This is a genomic window from Bradyrhizobium nanningense (genome assembly GCF_004114535.1).
Taxonomy (GTDB): Bacteria; Pseudomonadota; Alphaproteobacteria; order Rhizobiales; family Xanthobacteraceae; genus Bradyrhizobium; species Bradyrhizobium nanningense.
Genome location: NZ_LBJC01000005.1, coordinates 344,743 through 361,532, shown reverse-complemented (window position 1 = coordinate 361,532; position 16,790 = coordinate 344,743). Strand labels below are relative to the sequence as shown.

The following is a 16,790-nucleotide window of genomic DNA, read 5'->3' as shown; positions in this document are numbered from 1 at the left end:
TGCCGGAGGGGCGAATGGACGTCCTGTGATGCAGGAACTTGGCAGAGGTAGAAGGCGTACCGACAGATATAGCCCAATTCGCTTCTGACAAGTGCGGAGCGCATTAAGGCTTAATCCGTCGGGCAGTTGAAGCTGATTCGTACGAAGAGGCCCAGCCGGCCATCTGGCTAGCTGGGCCTCTTCGCCGATCATCCTTAATAGATGGCTCTCTCAAAGCCTTTAGGCTGCGGTCTTTTCCGCCTCGTCGTCCTTGTAGAGGTCCTCGCGCGAGACCTTCTTCTCGGTCACGTGCGCAAGCTCGAGGATGAAGTCGACGACCTTGTCCTCATAGATCGGTGCACGGAGCTGGGCCAATGCCTGGGCGTTGCTGCGGTAATAGTCCCAGACCTCCTTCTCGCGGCCCGGCATCGAGCGCGCGCGCTCGATCACGGCGCGGCCGACCTCGTCGTCGGTCACGGTGATCTTGTTCTTCTCGCCGATCTCCGAGAGCACGAGGCCAAGCCGCACGCGGCGGTCGGCGATCTTGCGGTACTCTTCCTGGGCCTTGTCCTCGGTGGTGTCCTCGTCGGCGAAGGTCTTGCCGGCGGAGGCCATCTCGGCCTTGACCGAGTTCCACATCAGATTGAACTCTTCATCGACCAGAGAGGGCGGCGCCTCGAAGCGATGCGCTTCGTCGAGGCGGTCAAGCAGCGCGCGCTTGACGCGCTGGCGCGTCGCGGTCGCGAACTCGGCAACCAGACGCTCGCGCGCGGCTTCCTTCAGCTTGTCCAGCGATTCCAGGCCGAGCGTCTTGGCGAACTCGTCGTCGATCGCGAGATCCTGCGGCGCCTCGATCAGCGTCGCGGTGGTCTCGAACTCGGCCGGCTGGCCGGCGAGCTTCTCGTTCATGTAGTTCTTCGGGAACGACACTTTCAGCGTGCGCGTCTCGCCCGCGCCGATGCCGATCAGCTGCTCTTCGAAGCCGGGAATGAAGGTGTTGGAGCCGATGGCGACCTGGATGCCTTCGCCGGTGCCGCCTTCGAAGACTTCGCCGTTGATGCTGCCTTTGAAGTTGATGGTGACGCGATCGCCCGAGGCGGCCTTGGCACCCTCGCCCTTGTCGGCAAAGGTGCGGTTGGTATCGGCGATGCGCTTGATCGCCTCATCAACGTCGGCGTCGGTGACGTCGGCGACCGGCTTCTCGACCTCGAAGGTCTTGAAGTCGGCGAGCGCGATCACCGGCACCACCTCGATCGCGACCGTGTAGGTCAGATCGGTCTTGCCGCTCAACAGCTCGTCGACCTCGGCCTGCTCGCTCGGCATGGTGATCTTCGGCTCGGTCGCGAGCCGAAAGCCGCGCTCGGAGAACAGCTGCGTGTTGGTGTCGCGGATGGTCTGGTCGATGGTCTCGGCCATCACCGAGCGGCCGTAGACCTTCTTCAGATGCGAGACCGGCACCTTGCCGGGACGGAAGCCGTTGATGCGGACCTTGTCCTTGAGGTCAACGAGCTTGGCGCCGGCCTTGGCGTCGAGATCGGACGCGGCAACGCTGATCTTGAACTCGTGCTTCAAACCTTCCGAGAGGGTCTCTGTGACCTGCATGGCGTCCAATCTTCTTCTCGTTCGGTCCCGGCGCGCATGCGTCGGGACGCTGTCATTAATCGATCCGGCGCAAGGCGAACGCCTCGACGCCGGTGGTTCATCGGATCGGCTCCCAGCGGACGGGCATCCGCGCAGAATCAGACCCTTGTAATCCGTGCAAACGCGATAAGCGCTTGGTGCGGGCGGAGGGACTCGAACCCCCACAACTTTCGTCACTGGAACCTAAATCCAGCGCGTCTACCAGTTCCGCCACGCCCGCGTGAATTTGCATCAAGACCGGCCGCGATGCCGCGGGCGGCCGGGCTTATAGCATGTGCCTGACTGTTCGCAGCAAAAAAATGGCCTGATGGAGGCAGCCTTCAAGTAGGCACGACGGCTGGACTTATCCAGCGCGGCGTGGTCCGGATTGCCGATGAAACCGCGGATCTTCGACCCTAATCGGCGCGAGGTTCTGGCCGGGCTTGGAGCTTGCGCGGCCGGCGTGCTGGCGGGCGGAGCAACCCCGCCTGTGACCGCCCAGCTCGCCCTTCAGGCAAGGGCGTCAACCCTGGCTCTGGGAGCGGGGCAACCGGCTACACCAATTTGGGAGCTGGCCGCCGTAAGCCATCTCCGGGACGTCCGGCTCAAGCGCGGCGACCGTTGCGAAGTGGTGTTTCGGAACGACCTTCCTGTGCCACTTGCGCCAGTCTGGTACGGCCTCAATGGCCCTGTTACGACCGACCCGCTGCGAGGGCGCGCTCCCGCGCCGCCGAACGCAGTCGAAACATCAATTATTTCAATACCCAATGCAGGAACCTTGCTGGCCGACTTCCGCCTGTTCGAGGATGGCCTGAAGCAGCCCGCACGCCCACTTCCGATCATCGCGGCCGAGACCAGCCCGGCCGTCGTCGATCGTGACGAGGTGCTGTTGATCGAGGAATGGCGCCTGCGCCCCGATGGCACGGCTGTCCCGCCGGGCGAGAACCCAAAGGACGCGACGCCGCTCTATACGATCAACGGGCAGACTTCATTCGAACTCTCAGCCTTGGGCCATCAACGGCTGCGGCTGCGCTTTATCAACGGCTCCCAACGCACTGTTCTGGCTATCAAATTGGAAGGCCACGACGTCCGCGTGCTGGCTTTGGATGGACAGCCGGCCGAGCCGTTTTCGGCGCGCAACGGCGCCCTGGTTCTGGCGCCCGGCGCACGGGTCGACGCCTTTGTGGATGCGGCCGCATCAGCCCCATTCTTGCTGCATGACGGCAAGGCGGCGCACCAGGTCGGCAGCCTCAAGATCTCAGACCAATTGGAGCGGCGCGTTCCGCTGGCGCCGCCGCCGCTCCCTTCGAACGACCTTCCCGAGAAGCTCGACTTAAGAGGCGCCCTGCGGTTCGATGTCGCGCTCGGCTTCCCCGACGCCGGCTGGACGCGGCCCGTGTACTTCTCCACGGCGTCCGCGCCCGCCTTCCGGGCCAAGACCGGCCGCACCGTCATGCTGGCCCTCAACAACCCCGGCTCTGTCACCGCCGTGTTCCACCTGCACGGCCACCCCTTCCGCCTGCTCGACAAGCTCGATGATGGCTGGAAGCCCTATTGGCTCGACACGCTCGCGATCGAGCCCGGCCAGACCCACCGCATCGCCTTCGCGGCGACCGCGCCCGGACGATGGCTGCTCGAATCCGTCGCGACCGACTGGGCCGCGCCGCGGCTGGTGCGCTGGTACGCGGTGGAGTGAATTACCGTTTCCGCTGCGCGAGCCGCGCACGGGCGACGACATTTGCGTGCGTGGGCGATGTAGGCTTCGTCACCTGTCTTCTTGGCCTCTTCCATAAAGACGTCGATAGCCTGATCCGTCCGCAGGGTCATACGCTGTCAACTCTTCGGACGTGACGTTACTCCCGCGTCAGTGCGCCTGTGTTCAATACTCCACCCCCAGCGCATCATAGATCCTCCGGTGCACGGCGGGCAGCGTTTCGGTGAGATCCTCCGCAATCAGTCCGGGCCCGGCTTCGCGCGCCGCCTCGCCATGCATCCAGACGCCGATGCTGGCGGCTTCGAATGCCGGCACGCCCTGCGCCAGCAGGCCTGCAATGATGCCGGAGAGGACGTCACCAGCGCCGGCGGTGGCGAGCCAGGGCGGCGCGTTGGCGGCGATGGTGGCACGGCCGTCGGGGGCGGCGATCGTGGTGTCCGGCCCCTTCAGCAGCACGACGGCGCCGGAACGCTCGGCGGCGGCGCGAACGCGCTCCAGCTTGGAACGGCCCGGAAATTTGTTGCTGAGGTCGGAGAACAGGCGCGGAAACTCGCCTTCATGCGGCGTCAGCACCACCGCATTGTCCTGTGCGGCCTTGATCGATTCGAACAGCCGCTCGGGGGTTGCGGCAAAGCTCGTCAGCGCATCGGCATCGAGCACCAGACGACGCTGCGCGGCGAGCGCGGTGTGGACGAGATCGCAGGTGCGCTCACCGATGCCCGCGCCGGGGCCGATGATGCAGGTGCCGTAGCGCTTGTCGCCGAGCAGCTCGCCGAACTCGATCGCCGTGTCGACGGGGCGAACCATCACCGCCGTCAGCGCAGCCGCATTGATCGCGAGCGCATCGCGCGGGGTCGCCAGCGTCACCAGGCCCGCCCCTGCCCGCAGCGCGCCGCGCGCGGCGAGCCGCGCCGCCCCGGTTGCCGCGGCATCGCCCGAGACCGCCAGCACGTGCCCGCGCGCGTATTTGTGACCGTCGATGCGCGGCACCGGAAAGGCGGCGCCCCAGACATCCGGATCGTTCTCGAAGGTCTGTGGCGCGATCTCGTCCAGCACCCGCGCGTCGATGCCGATGTCGGCGACGCGCACGCGGCCGCAATGCATCCGGCCCGGCAGCAGCAAATGCGCCGGCTTCTTGCGAAAGAAGGTGACGGTCTCGGTGGCGTTCACCGCCGCGCCCATCAATGCCGCGCTGGTGCCGTTGATGCCGCTCGGCAGGTCGACCGCGAGCACCGGGGCGCCGTTGGCGTTGATCGCCTCGATCATCGCGCGCGCCTCGCCATCCACGGGGCGGCTGAGACCGGCGCCGAACAGCGCATCGATGATCAGCGTGGGCTTTCCGATCGCCTGCGGATTGAACGGCAGCACCGGGTGCTTCCAGCCGCGCGCGGCGGAGGCCGCATCGCCCTGGAGCTGGTCGCGCTCGCACATGGCGATCACCGAGACCTCCCGCCCCTGGGCCGCGAGCTCGGCGGCTGCGACAAAACCGTCACCGCCATTGTTGCCGGGACCGGCCACGATCAGGATCGGCCCCTCCTCCACCAGCGCCTGGGCGGCATCAGCGACCGCCTGGCCCGCGCTCAGCATCAGCTTGAAACCGGGTGTGCCGCCCGCGATGGTGAGCTGGTCCGCCCGCTGCATTTCCGCGTTGGTCAGAACTTCCATGCCACTTCCCTAGTACAATCGCCTTTTCAACAGGCATCTTCCGCGCCGATCCGACGCGGGGAACAACGATCTGCACACATATTGAACCGTTTGCCTATTTCGTAGTCTTCGGTATTTTGTGCAAGTTGGCGCCACCACTCAGAGATGCTCGTTAAAAGGCTGATAACGCTCCAATAATCAGGGCATTTGCAACTTGGCATAGACCCTGCTTTCGAGGAAGCCGCTTCGGTTCGTCGTGCTCACTGGCATTTATCAGGGTGTCGCCGGCCGTTGGTGCCGGTCAGGTCAGGATTTCCGGCATAGCGAAGACAAGATCATGCGTATAAGGCGCATCCTGACGAAGACGTTGCTATTGATCGAAAGGCCGGAGGCGCGCAGTGAAGAAAATCGAAGCCATCATCAAGCCATTCAAGCTCGACGAGGTGAAGGAAGCGCTTCAGGAAGTCGGCCTTCAGGGCATCACCGTGACCGAGGCCAAGGGCTTTGGCCGGCAGAAGGGTCACGCCGAGCTCTACCGTGGCGCAGAATACATCGTCGACTTTCTGCCCAAGGTGAAGATCGAGATCGTGATCGGCGACGATCTGGTCGAGCGCGCCATCGACGCGATCCGCCGCGCCGCGCAAACCGGGCGCATCGGCGACGGTAAGATCTTCGTCTCCAACATCGAAGAGGCGATCCGCATCCGAACCGGCGAATCCGGGCTGGACGCTATCTGAGCCGGGTGCTATCCCGAATTTTGCGACACTCCGACTGGAAATAAGGCTGCTTCGGCGGCCTGATTTCGTTTGTGCGGTCGCGCAAAACTCGCCCGAGCGAGAATAATTTTGCTCAACTGGAAACCGACCCGCAGAGCCAAAAGGGGTATGCATGAAGACCGCCAAAGACGTCCTGAAATCGATCAAGGACAACGACGTCAAGTACGTCGACCTGCGCTTCACCGATCCGCGCGGCAAGTGGCAGCATGTGACGTTCGATGTCAGCATGATCGATGAAGACATCTTCGCCGAAGGGACGATGTTCGACGGCTCCTCGATCGCCGGCTGGAAGGCGATCAACGAGTCCGACATGTGCCTGATGCCCGATCCGGTCACCGCGACGATCGACCCGTTCTTCGCCGAGACCACCATGGTCATCACCTGCGACGTGCTCGAGCCGACCACCGGCGAGCCCTACAACCGCGACCCCCGCGGCATCGCCAAGAAGGCCGAAGCCATGGTGAAGTCGATGGGCGTGGGCGACAGCGTGTTCGTCGGCCCCGAAGCCGAGTTCTTCGTGTTCGACGACGTGCGCTATTCGGCCGAGCCTTACAAGACCGGCTTCCGCCTCGACTCCTCGGAGCTGCCGACCAATTCCGACACCGAATATGAAGGCGGCAATCTCGGCCACCGCGTCCGCACCAAGAGCGGCTATTTCCCGGTTCCGCCGCAGGATTCGGTGCAGGACATGCGCTCGGAGATGTTAGGGGCCATGGCCAAGATGGGCGTCAAGGTCGAGAAGCACCACCACGAGGTCGCGTCCGCCCAGCACGAGCTCGGCATGAAGTTCGACACGCTGACGCTGATGGCCGACCATCTGCAGATCTACAAATACTGCATCCACCAGGTCGCCCACATCTACGGCAAGACCGCCACCTTCATGCCGAAGCCGGTCTTCGGCGACAACGGCTCGGGCATGCACGTGCATCAGTCGATCTGGAAGGACGGCAAGCCGGTGTTCGCCGGCAACAAATACGCCGACCTGTCGGAAACCTGCCTGCACTACATCGGCGGCATCATCAAGCACGCCAAGGCGATCAACGCCTTCACCAACCCGTCGACCAACTCCTACAAGCGTCTGGTCCCGGGCTATGAGGCCCCCGTGCTGCTCGCCTACTCCGCGCGCAACCGCTCGGCCTCGTGCCGTATCCCCTACACCGCTTCGCCGAAGGCCAAGCGCGTCGAGGTGCGCTTCCCCGATCCGCTCGCCAATCCCTATCTCGGCTTCGCCGCGATGCTGATGGCCGGCCTCGACGGCATCAAGAACAAGATCGATCCGGGTCCGGCGATGGACAAGGACCTCTACGACCTGCCGAAGGAAGAGCTGAAGCAGATCCCGACCGTGTGCGGCTCGCTCCGCGAGGCGCTGGAAAACCTCGACAAGGACCGCGGCTTCCTCAAGGCCGGCGGCGTGTTCGACGACGACTTCATCGACGCCTACATCGAGCTGAAGATGACCGAAGTCGCCCGCTTCGAAATGACCCCGCACCCGGTCGAGTTCGAGATGTACTATTCGGGCTAAGCGGCTCGGACTTTATGCGACAAGCAAAAGGCGCTTCCGATGGAAGCGCCTTTTCGTTTGGGGACTCGTAGGGCCGGCAATCACCACGTCGCCGTGAACGCCTTCTGCAGCTCGGCCGGCGCGGTCACGCCGCCCGCGATCAGCAACTGGGTGAGCACGCGGGCTTTCTGCGGATTGAGGTCCTCGGACACGACGAAGCCGTTCTTGTCGTCGTCGACCTCGACGTTGCGCGTGACGAAGCCGGACCGGACCCGCGTCGAGCGCACCACCGTGATGCCCTTCTTCGCCGCCGCTTCGAGCGCATCGAGCGCCGGCTTCGAGGTGTTTCCGTCGCCCACCCCGGCCAGCACGATGCCTTTGGCGCCGTGCGCAATGGCGTCCTCGACCGGAACGGCGTCCATGTTGGCGTGCGAGTACACGATCTCGACGCGCGGCAATTGCTCGCCCGCCGGCAGCTGATAGGTCCCGCGCCTGAAGGCGGCGCCTTGGGTCATGAAGCGAATGCCGCCGGCGGCGTCGACATAGCCGATCGGTCCGTCATTGGGTGAGCTGAACGTCTCGATGCTGGTGGTGTTGGTCTTGGTGACCGAGCGCGCGCCTTGAATCTTGTCGTTCAGCACCGCCATCACGCCGCGCCCGCGCGAGCGCGGATCGGCGGCGACCTGCACGGCTTCATAGAGATTGCCGGGGCCGTCGGCGCTGACCGCCGTGGCCGGCCGCATCGAACCGACGATCACCACCGGCTTGTCGCCGCGCACCACATTGTCGAGAAAGAACGCGGTCTCCTCGAGCGTGTCGGTGCCATGGGTGATGACGACGCCATCCGCTTCGTTCTTGTCGAAAGCGTCCTGGATGCGGCGGGCCAGCGCAAACCAGACCTTGTCGTTCATGTCCTGGGACCCGATGGACGAGATCTGCTCGGCATTCAGCTTCGCCAGCTTGTCGAGGCCCGGGACGGATTGCATCAGCTGCTCGCCCGTGATCTGGCCCGACTTGTACGCGCCGGTCGCGCGCGCGTCGGCCTGGCCCGCGATGGTGCCGCCCGTCGCAAGAACGAGAATGCGCGGCAGGCCGCCAGCTGAAGCATCCTTGCCCGGCTCCGCCGCCTGCGCTGTCGCGCCGATGCAGCCAGACCAGAGCACGAAAGCCATCAGCGGAATGGCAAGTCGCGATATTCGGCAAGGCCAGTGAAGTGCTGATGTGACGGCGTCGCTGATCATCGAATGTCCTCCTGCTGTCCCGGGCAGGCTATTCGAAACCGCGCAATGGGGCCGAAGATGGGCGGCACACGCAGGGCGGGTAGAGTCCTTGCAAAACATCATCTCGCCGGCCGTATCGAGATGCCCCGCTCCGCCCTACCCGCCCAGGCAGTTACGGCTTCGGCGGCGCGATCCGCAGCCCGTCGGCGCCGATCGCGCCGAACGTGCTCGCGATGATCTCAGCTGTCGGCTCCATGCCGCCGAGCGACCAGTGCGAGGGCTCCTGCTCTTCGATCCTGACCCAGACGTTGCGGCGGAAGTCCGCATTGCCCTGCCCCTCGACCTCGACCAGGAGGTCGGTGACGCGTTCCAGCAGTAGCTTCTTCTGTGCGGCGTCCAGGATGCCGCGGACGGTGGAAATGGTGACGTAAGGCATGTCTCTCTCCAATCATGTGATGTGACGACGGCGGCAGATTGCCCCCAACGTGACCGGCGCGGCAGTGGCGGATAAGACAGAGATCGGGCAATTTCCGCCACGCGCCCGCGGACCCGATCGGATAGGATCGCCGCGTCCGCCTGGAGGTCTCATGAAGCTTGCAATTCTGGCCCTGGAAGGCTGCATGCACTCGGCGATCGCCGGTGTCGCCGACATCCTGGCGCTCGCCAATCACGTCATGCAGCAGAGCGGCGCAAAACCCCGCTTCAGCTGGCAGACGCTCTCGCTCGACGGCAGGCCGGTGCGTGCAGGCGGCGGCCAGATGATCGCGGTCGATGGCGCGATCGGACAACGCGGGCGCTTTGATGCGATCCTCGTCCCCGGCAATCTCGTCGATCACGTCACGGCGGAGCGACTGCAACCGCAATACGCCCGGGCCGGCGCCTGGCTCCGGCAGCAGCACGCGAACGGCCGGCTGATCGGCGCCTTCTGCAGCGGCGTGTTCCTGCTGGCCGGCGCCGGCCTGCTCGACAATCGCCGCGCCACCATCACCTGGTGGCTGCAAGGCGAGTTGCGGCAGCGTCATCCCACGGTCGACCTCGCCGCCGACGCCGTCGTCACCGTCGCCGACCGCATCGTTTGCGCCGCCGGCCCGATGTCGTGGGTCGATCTTCTGCTCAGGCTGATCGAGATGGTCGAAGGCAAGGAGATCGCAAGACTATGCGCGGACTACGTCGTCATCGACACGGCGCAGCGCAGCCAGTCGATCTTCATGCCGGTCGGCTATCTGCTCTCGCAGGACCCGCTGCTGACCAGGGCGGACCTGCTGGTGCGCCGCACCGGCAAGGCTCCGATGACCGTCAAGCGCCTTGCCGGCGCGCTCGGTGTCAGCGAGCGCACGCTGAACCGGAAGTTTCAGGAGCTCACGCGCGAGCCGCCGCAGGCCTTCATCATGCGCCGCCGCGTCGAGCACGCGCGCACGCTGCTGGAGACGACGAGGCAGCCGATCAAGGCCATTGCACGCACGACCGGCTATGAGGACGAAAGCAGCTTCCGCAAGGCGTTCCGCAAGCTCACTCTGATGTCGCCGCAGGCCTATCGCGCGCGGCGGATGGAGCGAACGGCGTGAGGCGGCCGCGCGTGCCGCTCTACGATCTCACTCGTCCCGAAATATTTCTCCCGATCTCCGTCGCTGCCGGCCGCCGTCATTTGCGAACCCGGATTTCCGATGGAGAGGCGCCGTAGACACGACGAAAGGTTCGATTGAAATACGAGATGTCGTTGAATCCGGACTGGTGGGCGATCTCGCTGATCGAACGGCCTGCGAGCCTCACGTCCGTCAACATCTTGTAGGCCGAGGCCAGCCTCTGATTGAGAACGAACTCGGTAAAGCTCGTGCCTTCGAGTTCGAACAGCTTTCGGACATAGGACTTTGAAATGCCCTGCTTGGCAGCCACGGAGTCCAGGCTCAGCCCGGGACTGCCGGACTGCGCGCGAATGTTGGCCTTGATGCTCCGCATTCTGGCGGCGGCAACGCCGCGCATGTTCGCCATCTCGGCGGCATCCGGCGTGGCGCCGAGCAACAGGGCGCCGAGATCGAGCATGTGGTTCACGACGGCCCGCCGCATCGCTGCGTTCGCGAGCGTCTGCCTTTCATTGACGATGCCGAGGTAATCCAGAAAGAGCGACAACGCCGGATTCCGCCCGTCGAGCGGCCTGCCGATGGCGTCGTCGAAATTGCTGACCAGGGGCGCAATCAGTGCGCGGCTGATCCGCCAAGTGACCACGCGCCTCGGCGTGCAATTGGTCGCAGTCCCCGGCAATCCATTCGTAGTCAAGATCGCGTCGCCGGGACCGAGATGCGTCTCGTGACCGTTTTGATTGTGGGTCGCCGCACCGTCGCGGTTGAGCACGATCACCGGATCGTCGTTATCGATCATCGCTTCGGTATGGCGACAGAAAATCGGAGAGACGGCCGCGACCGCGACCGACATTCCGGGCAACGCCCGCAACTTCATATCGATCTGAAGCGCCGTGTCGGGCAACGGCTCGATCTCGAGCTTGAGGATTTCGCGGCCGTAGATTTCCTGAAAGGCTTCCGTCCTGTCGCGCCCGGCAAACGCGGAGCTGGACAGCTCCAATGCGATCAATTCGTCGCCACTATCCAACGCACCGCTCCATAAGAGTGAGATCGCCCGGCGCTCCTTTTGTCGCAGGAAATCCTGCAGCGTTCAAAGGCCTTTCCTTGCCGCCTCCAATTCGGATCGTGCGCGTTGAAGCGCTGTCTGATGCGACGCCGGCTCCGGACCGATGCGCCTGCCGATGTGGCAAGGTGATCACAGTGGATGGCAATCGTCGGGCTTGTGGTGATCAGTCCAAGTCGATGTAGCGCGTACCCCAAGCCGAACCAGCCGCACTCCCGGTATAGCTCTTCGACGTCGCTTGACGTTGCGCGCACCGGTTGCAGAGGGGCTCATGGCAATCACGGGAAAGATCATTTCGGTTACTGTCCTTCTGGCATTGACGCAGGCGGCGTCCGCCGCGGACCTGCCAGTCAAGGCGGCCGCGTTTCCGGCCCCCCTCGTCGACTGGAGCGGCGTCTATGTCGGCGTGCATGCCGGCTATGGCGGCGGCATGAAGGATTGGACCAACCAGCAACTCAACTTTCCCGCGCAGGGCCTCTTGAGCGGCGCGCAAATCGGCATCAACAAGCAGATCGCCAGCCTCGTGTTCGGCGTCGAGCTGGAAGGAGCCTGGACCGGCATCAGCGGCTCACAAACTGTTACGACCGGCAGCATGGGGCCCTTCTTCCTGGGCACGGTCACGGCTTCCGGGACTTCCAGGATCGAGGCGATGGCCAGCGTCACCGGGCGCGCCGGCCTCGCCGCTGACCGCTGGTTTGTCTTTGCCAAGGGCGGGCTGACCGGCGCCTGGGAGAAGCATTCTTACAACCTGGCCCTCAACGATGCCTTCGGCGGAGCGATTGTCGAGACTTTGGAGGCTCGCGAATTTCGCTTGGCTCCCACGATCGGCTTTGGCGCCGAATACGCCCTTGATGGCCGTTGGTCGGTCAAGGCGGAGTACGACTACGTGGCCTTGGGCACCCGGACTGCGCCCCTTACCGGCCCGGCCACGTTCAATGGCGGGACCCTGCCCTCCTTCAGGGTAAACGAGCCGATCGCGCAGGATGCAATCCATCTGCTCAAGGTCGGAGCGAACTACCGGCTCGGCACTGTGGCAGTCGATCCGATCTATCCGCGAGTCAAACCGGCGTCGGGCGCCGACTGGACCGGCGCTTTTCTGGGTGCGCAGGGAGGTTACGGACTCGGCCACATGGGACGTTCGACGCTCGTTGACCCGGCCAATCCCGGACGTGGCACTTACGACATGAAGGGCTGGCTCGGCGGGATCAACGGAGGCGTCAACGTCCAGTCCGGTGTGCTCGTCTTCGGCATCGAGGGCGAGTGGATGTGGACTGGCATGCGGGGTGGCCAGACTCTCACGGGGCCCGATCCGTTCTTCGGCGGCACCGCGGTCACTAAGCTCGACAGCTCGATCGACTGGCTGGCGATCGCCAGCGCCAGGGCCGGATTTGTCGCCGGCGACCGGCTGTTGATCTATGGCAAGGGCGGCATTGCGGTCGCCAGCGAAAGACACTCGGCCAGTACCGTCGAGCCCCTCCCCGCTATCGGCGGCCTCGTTACATCATCGATCAGCGGAAGGGCCACGCATTCCGGAATCGCCGTTGGCGCCGGCGCCGAGTATGCACTGGGAGGCAATTGGTCGATCAAGGGCGAGTACGATTACATCAAGATGATGGCGCAGCAACATACCGATACCGGTCTTCTGACGATCAATGCAGGCCTGGCGACGGATCAGGGCAACATTGCCCCGGGCGTCGACAAGGTCGGTCAGACCCTGCATCTGTTCAAGCTGGGCGTGAACTACCATTTCAATCCGCTGCCGGGAGCCGTCGCCGCACGCTACTGACGCGGTCAGCCTGCCGCTTCACTTGTCGGGAAAATTCGACCCGATCTCTGTAGAGCCGCGCCGGCGTCTCGGCAAATAGAGGAAGCGGTGGGTGCAAGGGGCTCAACCCATCCTACAGGCTACGGGTTGTCACGCCGCGGCATCAAATGGTCGAGCAGGCCCGTCGGCAGCGGGAAGACGATGGTCGACGACCGCTCGCCGGCGATGTCGTGCAAAGCCGCGAAATAGCGCAGCTGCATCGCCTGCGGCTCCTGGGCCAGGATGCGGCCAGCCTCGACGAGCTTTTCGGCGGCCTGCTGCTCACCCATGGCGTTGATCACCTTGGCGCGCCGCAAGCGTTCCGCCTCGGCCTGCTTGGCGATCGCACGCACCATGGTTTCATTGATGTCGATGTCCTTGATCTCGATGCCCGTGACCTTGATGCCCCAGACGTCAGTTTGCTTGTCGAGGATCTCCTGGATGTCGGCGTTCAGCTTGTCGCGTTCGGCCAGCATCTCGTCGAGATCGTGCTTGCCGAGCACAGAGCGCAGCGTCGTCTGCGCGAGCTGGCTGGTCGCGGCCATGTAATCGCCGACCTTGATGATGGCGCGCTCGGGATCGACGATGCGGAAGTACAGCACGGCGTTGACCTTGACCGAAACGTTGTCGCGCGAGATCACGTCCTGGGGCGGCACCACCTGCACCATCACCCTGAGATCGACCTTGACGAGCTGCTGCACGACCGGAATGAGGATGACGAGGCCCGGGCCCTTCACCCCGGCGAAGCGGCCGAGCGTGAAAACGACGCCGCGCTCGTATTCCCTGAGGATGCGAACGGCCTGGGTGAGAAACACGACGACGAGCAGCGCAAGCACCGCATAGATCGAATATTCAATCATCAGAGTTGACCTCCCTCGCCGCCGGCCGGACCCGGACGCCGGACCACCAGCGTCAAATCGACGATGCTCGCGACCTCGACCCGCTCGCCGGGCCTGAAGGCGTCGGCACCGCGCGCTTGCCAGCGTTCGCCATGCGTAAAGACGTGGCCCTCGGTCTCGTTCCAGTCGAGAACCTCGGCGGACAGGCCTTGCATGGCTTGTGCGCCGACCCGGGCCGGACCTTTGCCGGCGCGCCGAAGCGCGCCGAGCACGACGAGAATGAAGCCGGTGAACGTCGCCGCGACGATGGCGATCACCGTCCAGGACAGCCGGTAGCCCGGCGCTTCGACCCGGATCAACATGATCGCTCCCAGCACGAAGGCGACGACGCCGCCAAGACCGACCACCACGGTCGGATTGAAGGCCTCGACGGCGAGGAGCGCGATCCCGATCAGCATCAGGCCGAGGCCGGCATAGTTGATCGGCAGCAGGTTGAGGGCATAGAGGCCGATCAGGAGGCAGATCGTCCCGACGACCCCCGGGGCAACCGCACCGGGGGACATGAACTCGAAGATCAGGCCGTAGATGCCGACCATCAGGAGAATGAAGGCGACGTTGGGATCGGTGATGACCGCGAGGAATCGCGAGATCCATCCGGGGTCGACGACCTCGACCACCGCGTCCTTCGTCGCGAGGCGTCGTGACCCGCCGCCCGCGATCTCGACCACGCGACCGTCGATCTGCCGGAGCAAATCGGCCGGATCGCGCGCGACGAGGTCGATGACCTGCGCCTGCAACGCGCCATTGGCGGAAAGGGTGGCGGCTTCGCGGACCGCCTTCTCGGCCCAGTCCGCATTGCGATTGCGCAGCTCGGCGAGGCTGCGGATGAAGGCGACGGCATCGTTCGTCACCTTTGCCGTCATCGCATCCTTCGGCTCATCCTTCTTGTCCTTGCTGTCCTTGTCGGGCGTGCCGCTCGGCAGGCCCGGGAACGAACCGCCGATCTGCACCGGCGTCGCGGCACCGATATTGGTGCCCGGCGCCATCGCCGCGATATGGGTGGCATAAAGAATGTAGGTCCCCGCGCTCGCCGCATGGGCGCCCGAGGGCGCGACGTATCCCACGACAGGAACGGGCGAGCCGAGCACATCGGCGATGATCTCGCGCATGCTGGAATTGAGGCCGCCCGGCGTATTCATTTTCAGAATCACGATCTCGGCGCGTCGCTCGGCTGCCCTAGCCAAGGCGTCCTTGACGTAGCTGGCCGACGCCGGCCCGATGGCTCCGTCGATCGTGACAGTCAGGGCACGACGCCCGCTCTCCTCCGCCAAGCCGGGCAGGAAGCAGAGAAGCAGGGCGACGAAGGCAATCGCCGCGACGAGGGCCGCCTTGATGATCTGCACGGCAAGGGCTCCCTTGCCATGAATATGGTAGCGGGTTCGCGAACCTCAATGCGGTGGCTGTCGGCCGCAATTGTGATTGTGCGATGCGGTGGACGCCTTGGAGGTGCCGATGTCGCGGGCGACCCGCGCCCGCTGCCGCGACGATGCCGCGGCCCCGTTCGCGCCGTGATCTCCGCCCGATTCTATGCGACGTGCCAATCGTGATGGCTCATCGAGTTGAACACCAATGATCGATGTCGAGCGATGGCGTGACGCCGGAAGCGTGGTCCTGCCCTGCGCCTTCACCTTGGCCGGTGCCCGAGTTCTATCGAAGTGGACCAGCTTGGAGACCATAGCTCGTTTTAGTCGCCTCTGGTCGCCTCCGATCTACTCCGATTGACGGACGATTGGGCGCCGTCCATGGGCATCGCATAGGATTGATCCTTTGGGCGGTCCAATCGCGTACGTCCGATTCTTGATGTACTATCTAGTTGGGTGGCAAGATGGTCGCAGGAGAAGCCGATCATGACTGACGATCAGGTCAATCTCGTCGTTCAGCACCTTTGCGAGCAATTGCACTTGGCGCTCCGATTGAAGGACAGCGAGGCACATCCACCAAATGCCAAAGATATTGGATTTGATCCTGCTTCTGTAAGAACTGTATTGCTGACCGGGTTACGTTCGGCGGGTGTCATGCCCCACCACGAGGCAGCCGGGGCAAGCGAAGAGCCGCCGTGGTCCTAAACGCAGAATGCGGGACAGAAGCCGGCGCCAATGCCTCAGTTGGGTCAAAAGCGGCAAGAGCGGGATGGGACGGCGCGGACATATGCCGCGTGGGCGCGCGGCGAAAGGACGCTGGTCCGGTGAAGCGCACCACCGCTGCGCTCCGGGGAAGGACGTTCTCAGCCAAGGTGCGCCAGCAGGAGCCAAGCGGCGATAGAGAGGCAGACGGCAATTCCGGAATAGGGCAACGCGACCCGCATGGTCGATCCCCTTGCGAAGCAGCGCTCATACGCGCTCTTTCGCGGCCGTTCGTCGACGACATTCAAAGGCGGTCGATGGTATCCGCACTCCTTACGTCGGACTCGACTGGGCCGCCCGCTTTCCGATAGGTTTACCCATGGACTGCGGCTTTCCAATTACAACTAGCGGGGAGCGAAATGGCAGAAAAAATCGATGTCGCGGTTACCGGCAAATCGCAGTTTGAAGTCGCCTATGAGATGGCGAGATTCATTCTCACCAATATGGAAGGCCGCCAAGTGAAAAGCATAAAGCGGCAAGAACTCTTGCATTTGGTGGCCGATTGCATCGAAGCCTTGCGCGGCATCAAGGTCAAGGAGATCATCAGCTAGAAAGGTAACTGGCAGGACCCGCCGCCTCTTGTCCGAGCGACAAGGAAGCAGAATGCATCTGCCGAGCCCACAACAAGGTACTCTTACGCTGTTTGGTGAAACCCGCCACACGTAAAGCCCAAATCGATCAAGCGATCAGACAGCCCACTAGGCCCAGCGCGGCGCACGAGGATGGGCATATAACCGAAGCTCATAGCTGACGTCGGTATCTTCCAGCCATGCGCAGCATGTTGAATTTTGCGGGCAACTCCCAAGCGGGCGCGTCGGGACGACACCCGGCTCCGCGGGGTTTACGCCAAGCGCGCCACCCGTAAATTTC

Annotated in this window: 14 protein-coding genes and 1 tRNA gene; 7 read left to right on the top strand and 8 right to left on the bottom strand. The window is 64.0% G+C overall.

The features are described 5' to 3' along the window. Window positions 1-219 precede the first annotated feature (219 nt). A complete protein-coding gene (tig, locus tag XH84_RS03450; RefSeq protein WP_128917434.1) occupies window positions 220-1,581 on the bottom strand; it encodes a trigger factor in 1,362 nt (453 codons plus the stop codon). A gap of 174 nt (window positions 1,582-1,755) precedes the next feature. Next, window positions 1,756-1,840 (bottom strand) — tRNA-Leu (locus tag XH84_RS03445). 153 nt (window positions 1,841-1,993) lie between these two features. Here XH84_RS03445 and XH84_RS03440 point away from each other — a divergent pair. After that, window positions 1,994-3,295 carry a multicopper oxidase domain-containing protein gene (locus XH84_RS03440; protein WP_128917435.1) on the top strand — a complete coding sequence of 434 codons (1,302 nt, stop codon included), beginning with the start codon at window positions 1,994-1,996 and terminating at the stop codon, window positions 3,293-3,295. Window positions 3,296-3,478: 183 nt separating this feature from the next. Here XH84_RS03440 and XH84_RS03430 read toward each other — a convergent pair whose 3' ends face one another. Next, complete coding sequence (locus XH84_RS03430; RefSeq protein ID WP_128917436.1) at window positions 3,479-4,978, bottom strand: NAD(P)H-hydrate dehydratase; 1,500 nt, start codon at window positions 4,976-4,978, stop codon at window positions 3,479-3,481. Between the two features lie 377 nt (window positions 4,979-5,355). On the opposite strand from XH84_RS03430, the gene XH84_RS03425 reads away from it, so the two are divergent. After that, a complete protein-coding gene (locus XH84_RS03425) occupies window positions 5,356-5,694 on the top strand; it encodes a P-II family nitrogen regulator (RefSeq protein ID WP_007603495.1) in 339 nt (112 codons plus the stop codon). Window positions 5,695-5,845: 151 nt separating this feature from the next. Then, window positions 5,846-7,255, top strand: coding sequence for a type I glutamate--ammonia ligase (gene glnA, locus XH84_RS03420; protein ID WP_128917437.1), 1,410 nt, complete (start codon window positions 5,846-5,848; stop codon window positions 7,253-7,255). A gap of 80 nt (window positions 7,256-7,335) precedes the next feature. On the opposite strand, the gene XH84_RS03415 is transcribed toward glnA, so the two are convergent. Both XH84_RS03415 and XH84_RS03410 read right to left on the bottom strand, forming a co-directional pair. Further along, window positions 7,336-8,475, bottom strand: a complete 1,140-nt coding sequence (locus tag XH84_RS03415) for an asparaginase (protein ID WP_128917438.1) — start codon at window positions 8,473-8,475, stop codon at window positions 7,336-7,338. Between the two features lie 151 nt (window positions 8,476-8,626). Beyond that, complete coding sequence (locus tag XH84_RS03410) at window positions 8,627-8,890, bottom strand: tautomerase family protein (protein WP_128917439.1); 264 nt, start codon at window positions 8,888-8,890, stop codon at window positions 8,627-8,629. Between the two features lie 151 nt (window positions 8,891-9,041). Between XH84_RS03410 and XH84_RS03405 the strand changes: the two genes are divergently transcribed. After that, window positions 9,042-10,019 (top strand): GlxA family transcriptional regulator, encoded by a 978-nt coding sequence (locus XH84_RS03405; protein WP_128917440.1) that lies wholly within the window; start codon window positions 9,042-9,044, stop codon window positions 10,017-10,019. Between the two features lie 76 nt (window positions 10,020-10,095). Here the strand turns inward: XH84_RS03405 and XH84_RS03400 are convergent, their stop codons facing one another. Beyond that, window positions 10,096-11,058: an AraC family transcriptional regulator gene (locus XH84_RS03400; protein ID WP_128917441.1), complete on the bottom strand. Its 963-nt coding sequence runs from the start codon at window positions 11,056-11,058 to the stop codon at window positions 10,096-10,098. A 307-nt stretch (window positions 11,059-11,365) separates the two neighbouring features. On the opposite strand from XH84_RS03400, the gene XH84_RS03395 reads away from it, so the two are divergent. Further along, window positions 11,366-12,880, top strand: a complete 1,515-nt coding sequence (locus XH84_RS03395; protein ID WP_128948009.1) for an outer membrane protein — start codon at window positions 11,366-11,368, stop codon at window positions 12,878-12,880. Between the two features lie 119 nt (window positions 12,881-12,999). Here XH84_RS03395 and XH84_RS03390 read toward each other — a convergent pair whose 3' ends face one another. Together XH84_RS03390 and XH84_RS03385 are read right to left on the bottom strand one after the other, a co-directional pair. Continuing rightward, a complete protein-coding gene (locus XH84_RS03390; protein ID WP_128917734.1) occupies window positions 13,000-13,761 on the bottom strand; it encodes a slipin family protein in 762 nt (253 codons plus the stop codon). Next, complete coding sequence (locus tag XH84_RS03385; protein WP_128917443.1) at window positions 13,758-15,140, bottom strand: NfeD family protein; 1,383 nt, start codon at window positions 15,138-15,140, stop codon at window positions 13,758-13,760. Before XH84_RS03385 ends, XH84_RS03390 begins: the two co-directional genes overlap by 4 nt. A gap of 504 nt (window positions 15,141-15,644) precedes the next feature. Between XH84_RS03385 and XH84_RS03380 the strand changes: the two genes are divergently transcribed. Further along, the gene (locus XH84_RS03380) at window positions 15,645-15,863 is read left to right on the top strand and encodes a hypothetical protein (RefSeq protein ID WP_128917444.1); all 219 of its coding nucleotides are present in this window, start codon (window positions 15,645-15,647) and stop codon (window positions 15,861-15,863) included. A 416-nt stretch (window positions 15,864-16,279) separates the two neighbouring features. Next, window positions 16,280-16,471, top strand: coding sequence for a hypothetical protein (locus XH84_RS03375; RefSeq protein WP_128917445.1), 192 nt, complete (start codon window positions 16,280-16,282; stop codon window positions 16,469-16,471). Window positions 16,472-16,790: the final 319 nt, after the last annotated feature.

Coding starts and splice junctions, on each gene's coding strand:
- tig (WP_128917434.1), bottom strand. CDS start 1,581: ATGCAGGTCACAGAGACCCTCTCGGAAGGTTTGAAGCACGAGTTCAAG.
- XH84_RS03440 (WP_128917435.1), top strand. CDS start 1,994: ATGAAACCGCGGATCTTCGACCCTAATCGGCGCGAGGTTCTGGCCGGG.
- XH84_RS03430 (WP_128917436.1), bottom strand. CDS start 4,978: ATGGAAGTTCTGACCAACGCGGAAATGCAGCGGGCGGACCAGCTCACC.
- glnA (WP_128917437.1), top strand. CDS start 5,846: ATGAAGACCGCCAAAGACGTCCTGAAATCGATCAAGGACAACGACGTC.
- XH84_RS03415 (WP_128917438.1), bottom strand. CDS start 8,475: ATGATCAGCGACGCCGTCACATCAGCACTTCACTGGCCTTGCCGAATA.
- XH84_RS03410 (WP_128917439.1), bottom strand. CDS start 8,890: ATGCCTTACGTCACCATTTCCACCGTCCGCGGCATCCTGGACGCCGCA.
- XH84_RS03405 (WP_128917440.1), top strand. CDS start 9,042: ATGAAGCTTGCAATTCTGGCCCTGGAAGGCTGCATGCACTCGGCGATC.
- XH84_RS03395 (WP_128948009.1), top strand. CDS start 11,366: ATGGCAATCACGGGAAAGATCATTTCGGTTACTGTCCTTCTGGCATTG.
- XH84_RS03380 (WP_128917444.1), top strand. CDS start 15,645: ATGACTGACGATCAGGTCAATCTCGTCGTTCAGCACCTTTGCGAGCAA.
- XH84_RS03375 (WP_128917445.1), top strand. CDS start 16,280: ATGGCAGAAAAAATCGATGTCGCGGTTACCGGCAAATCGCAGTTTGAA.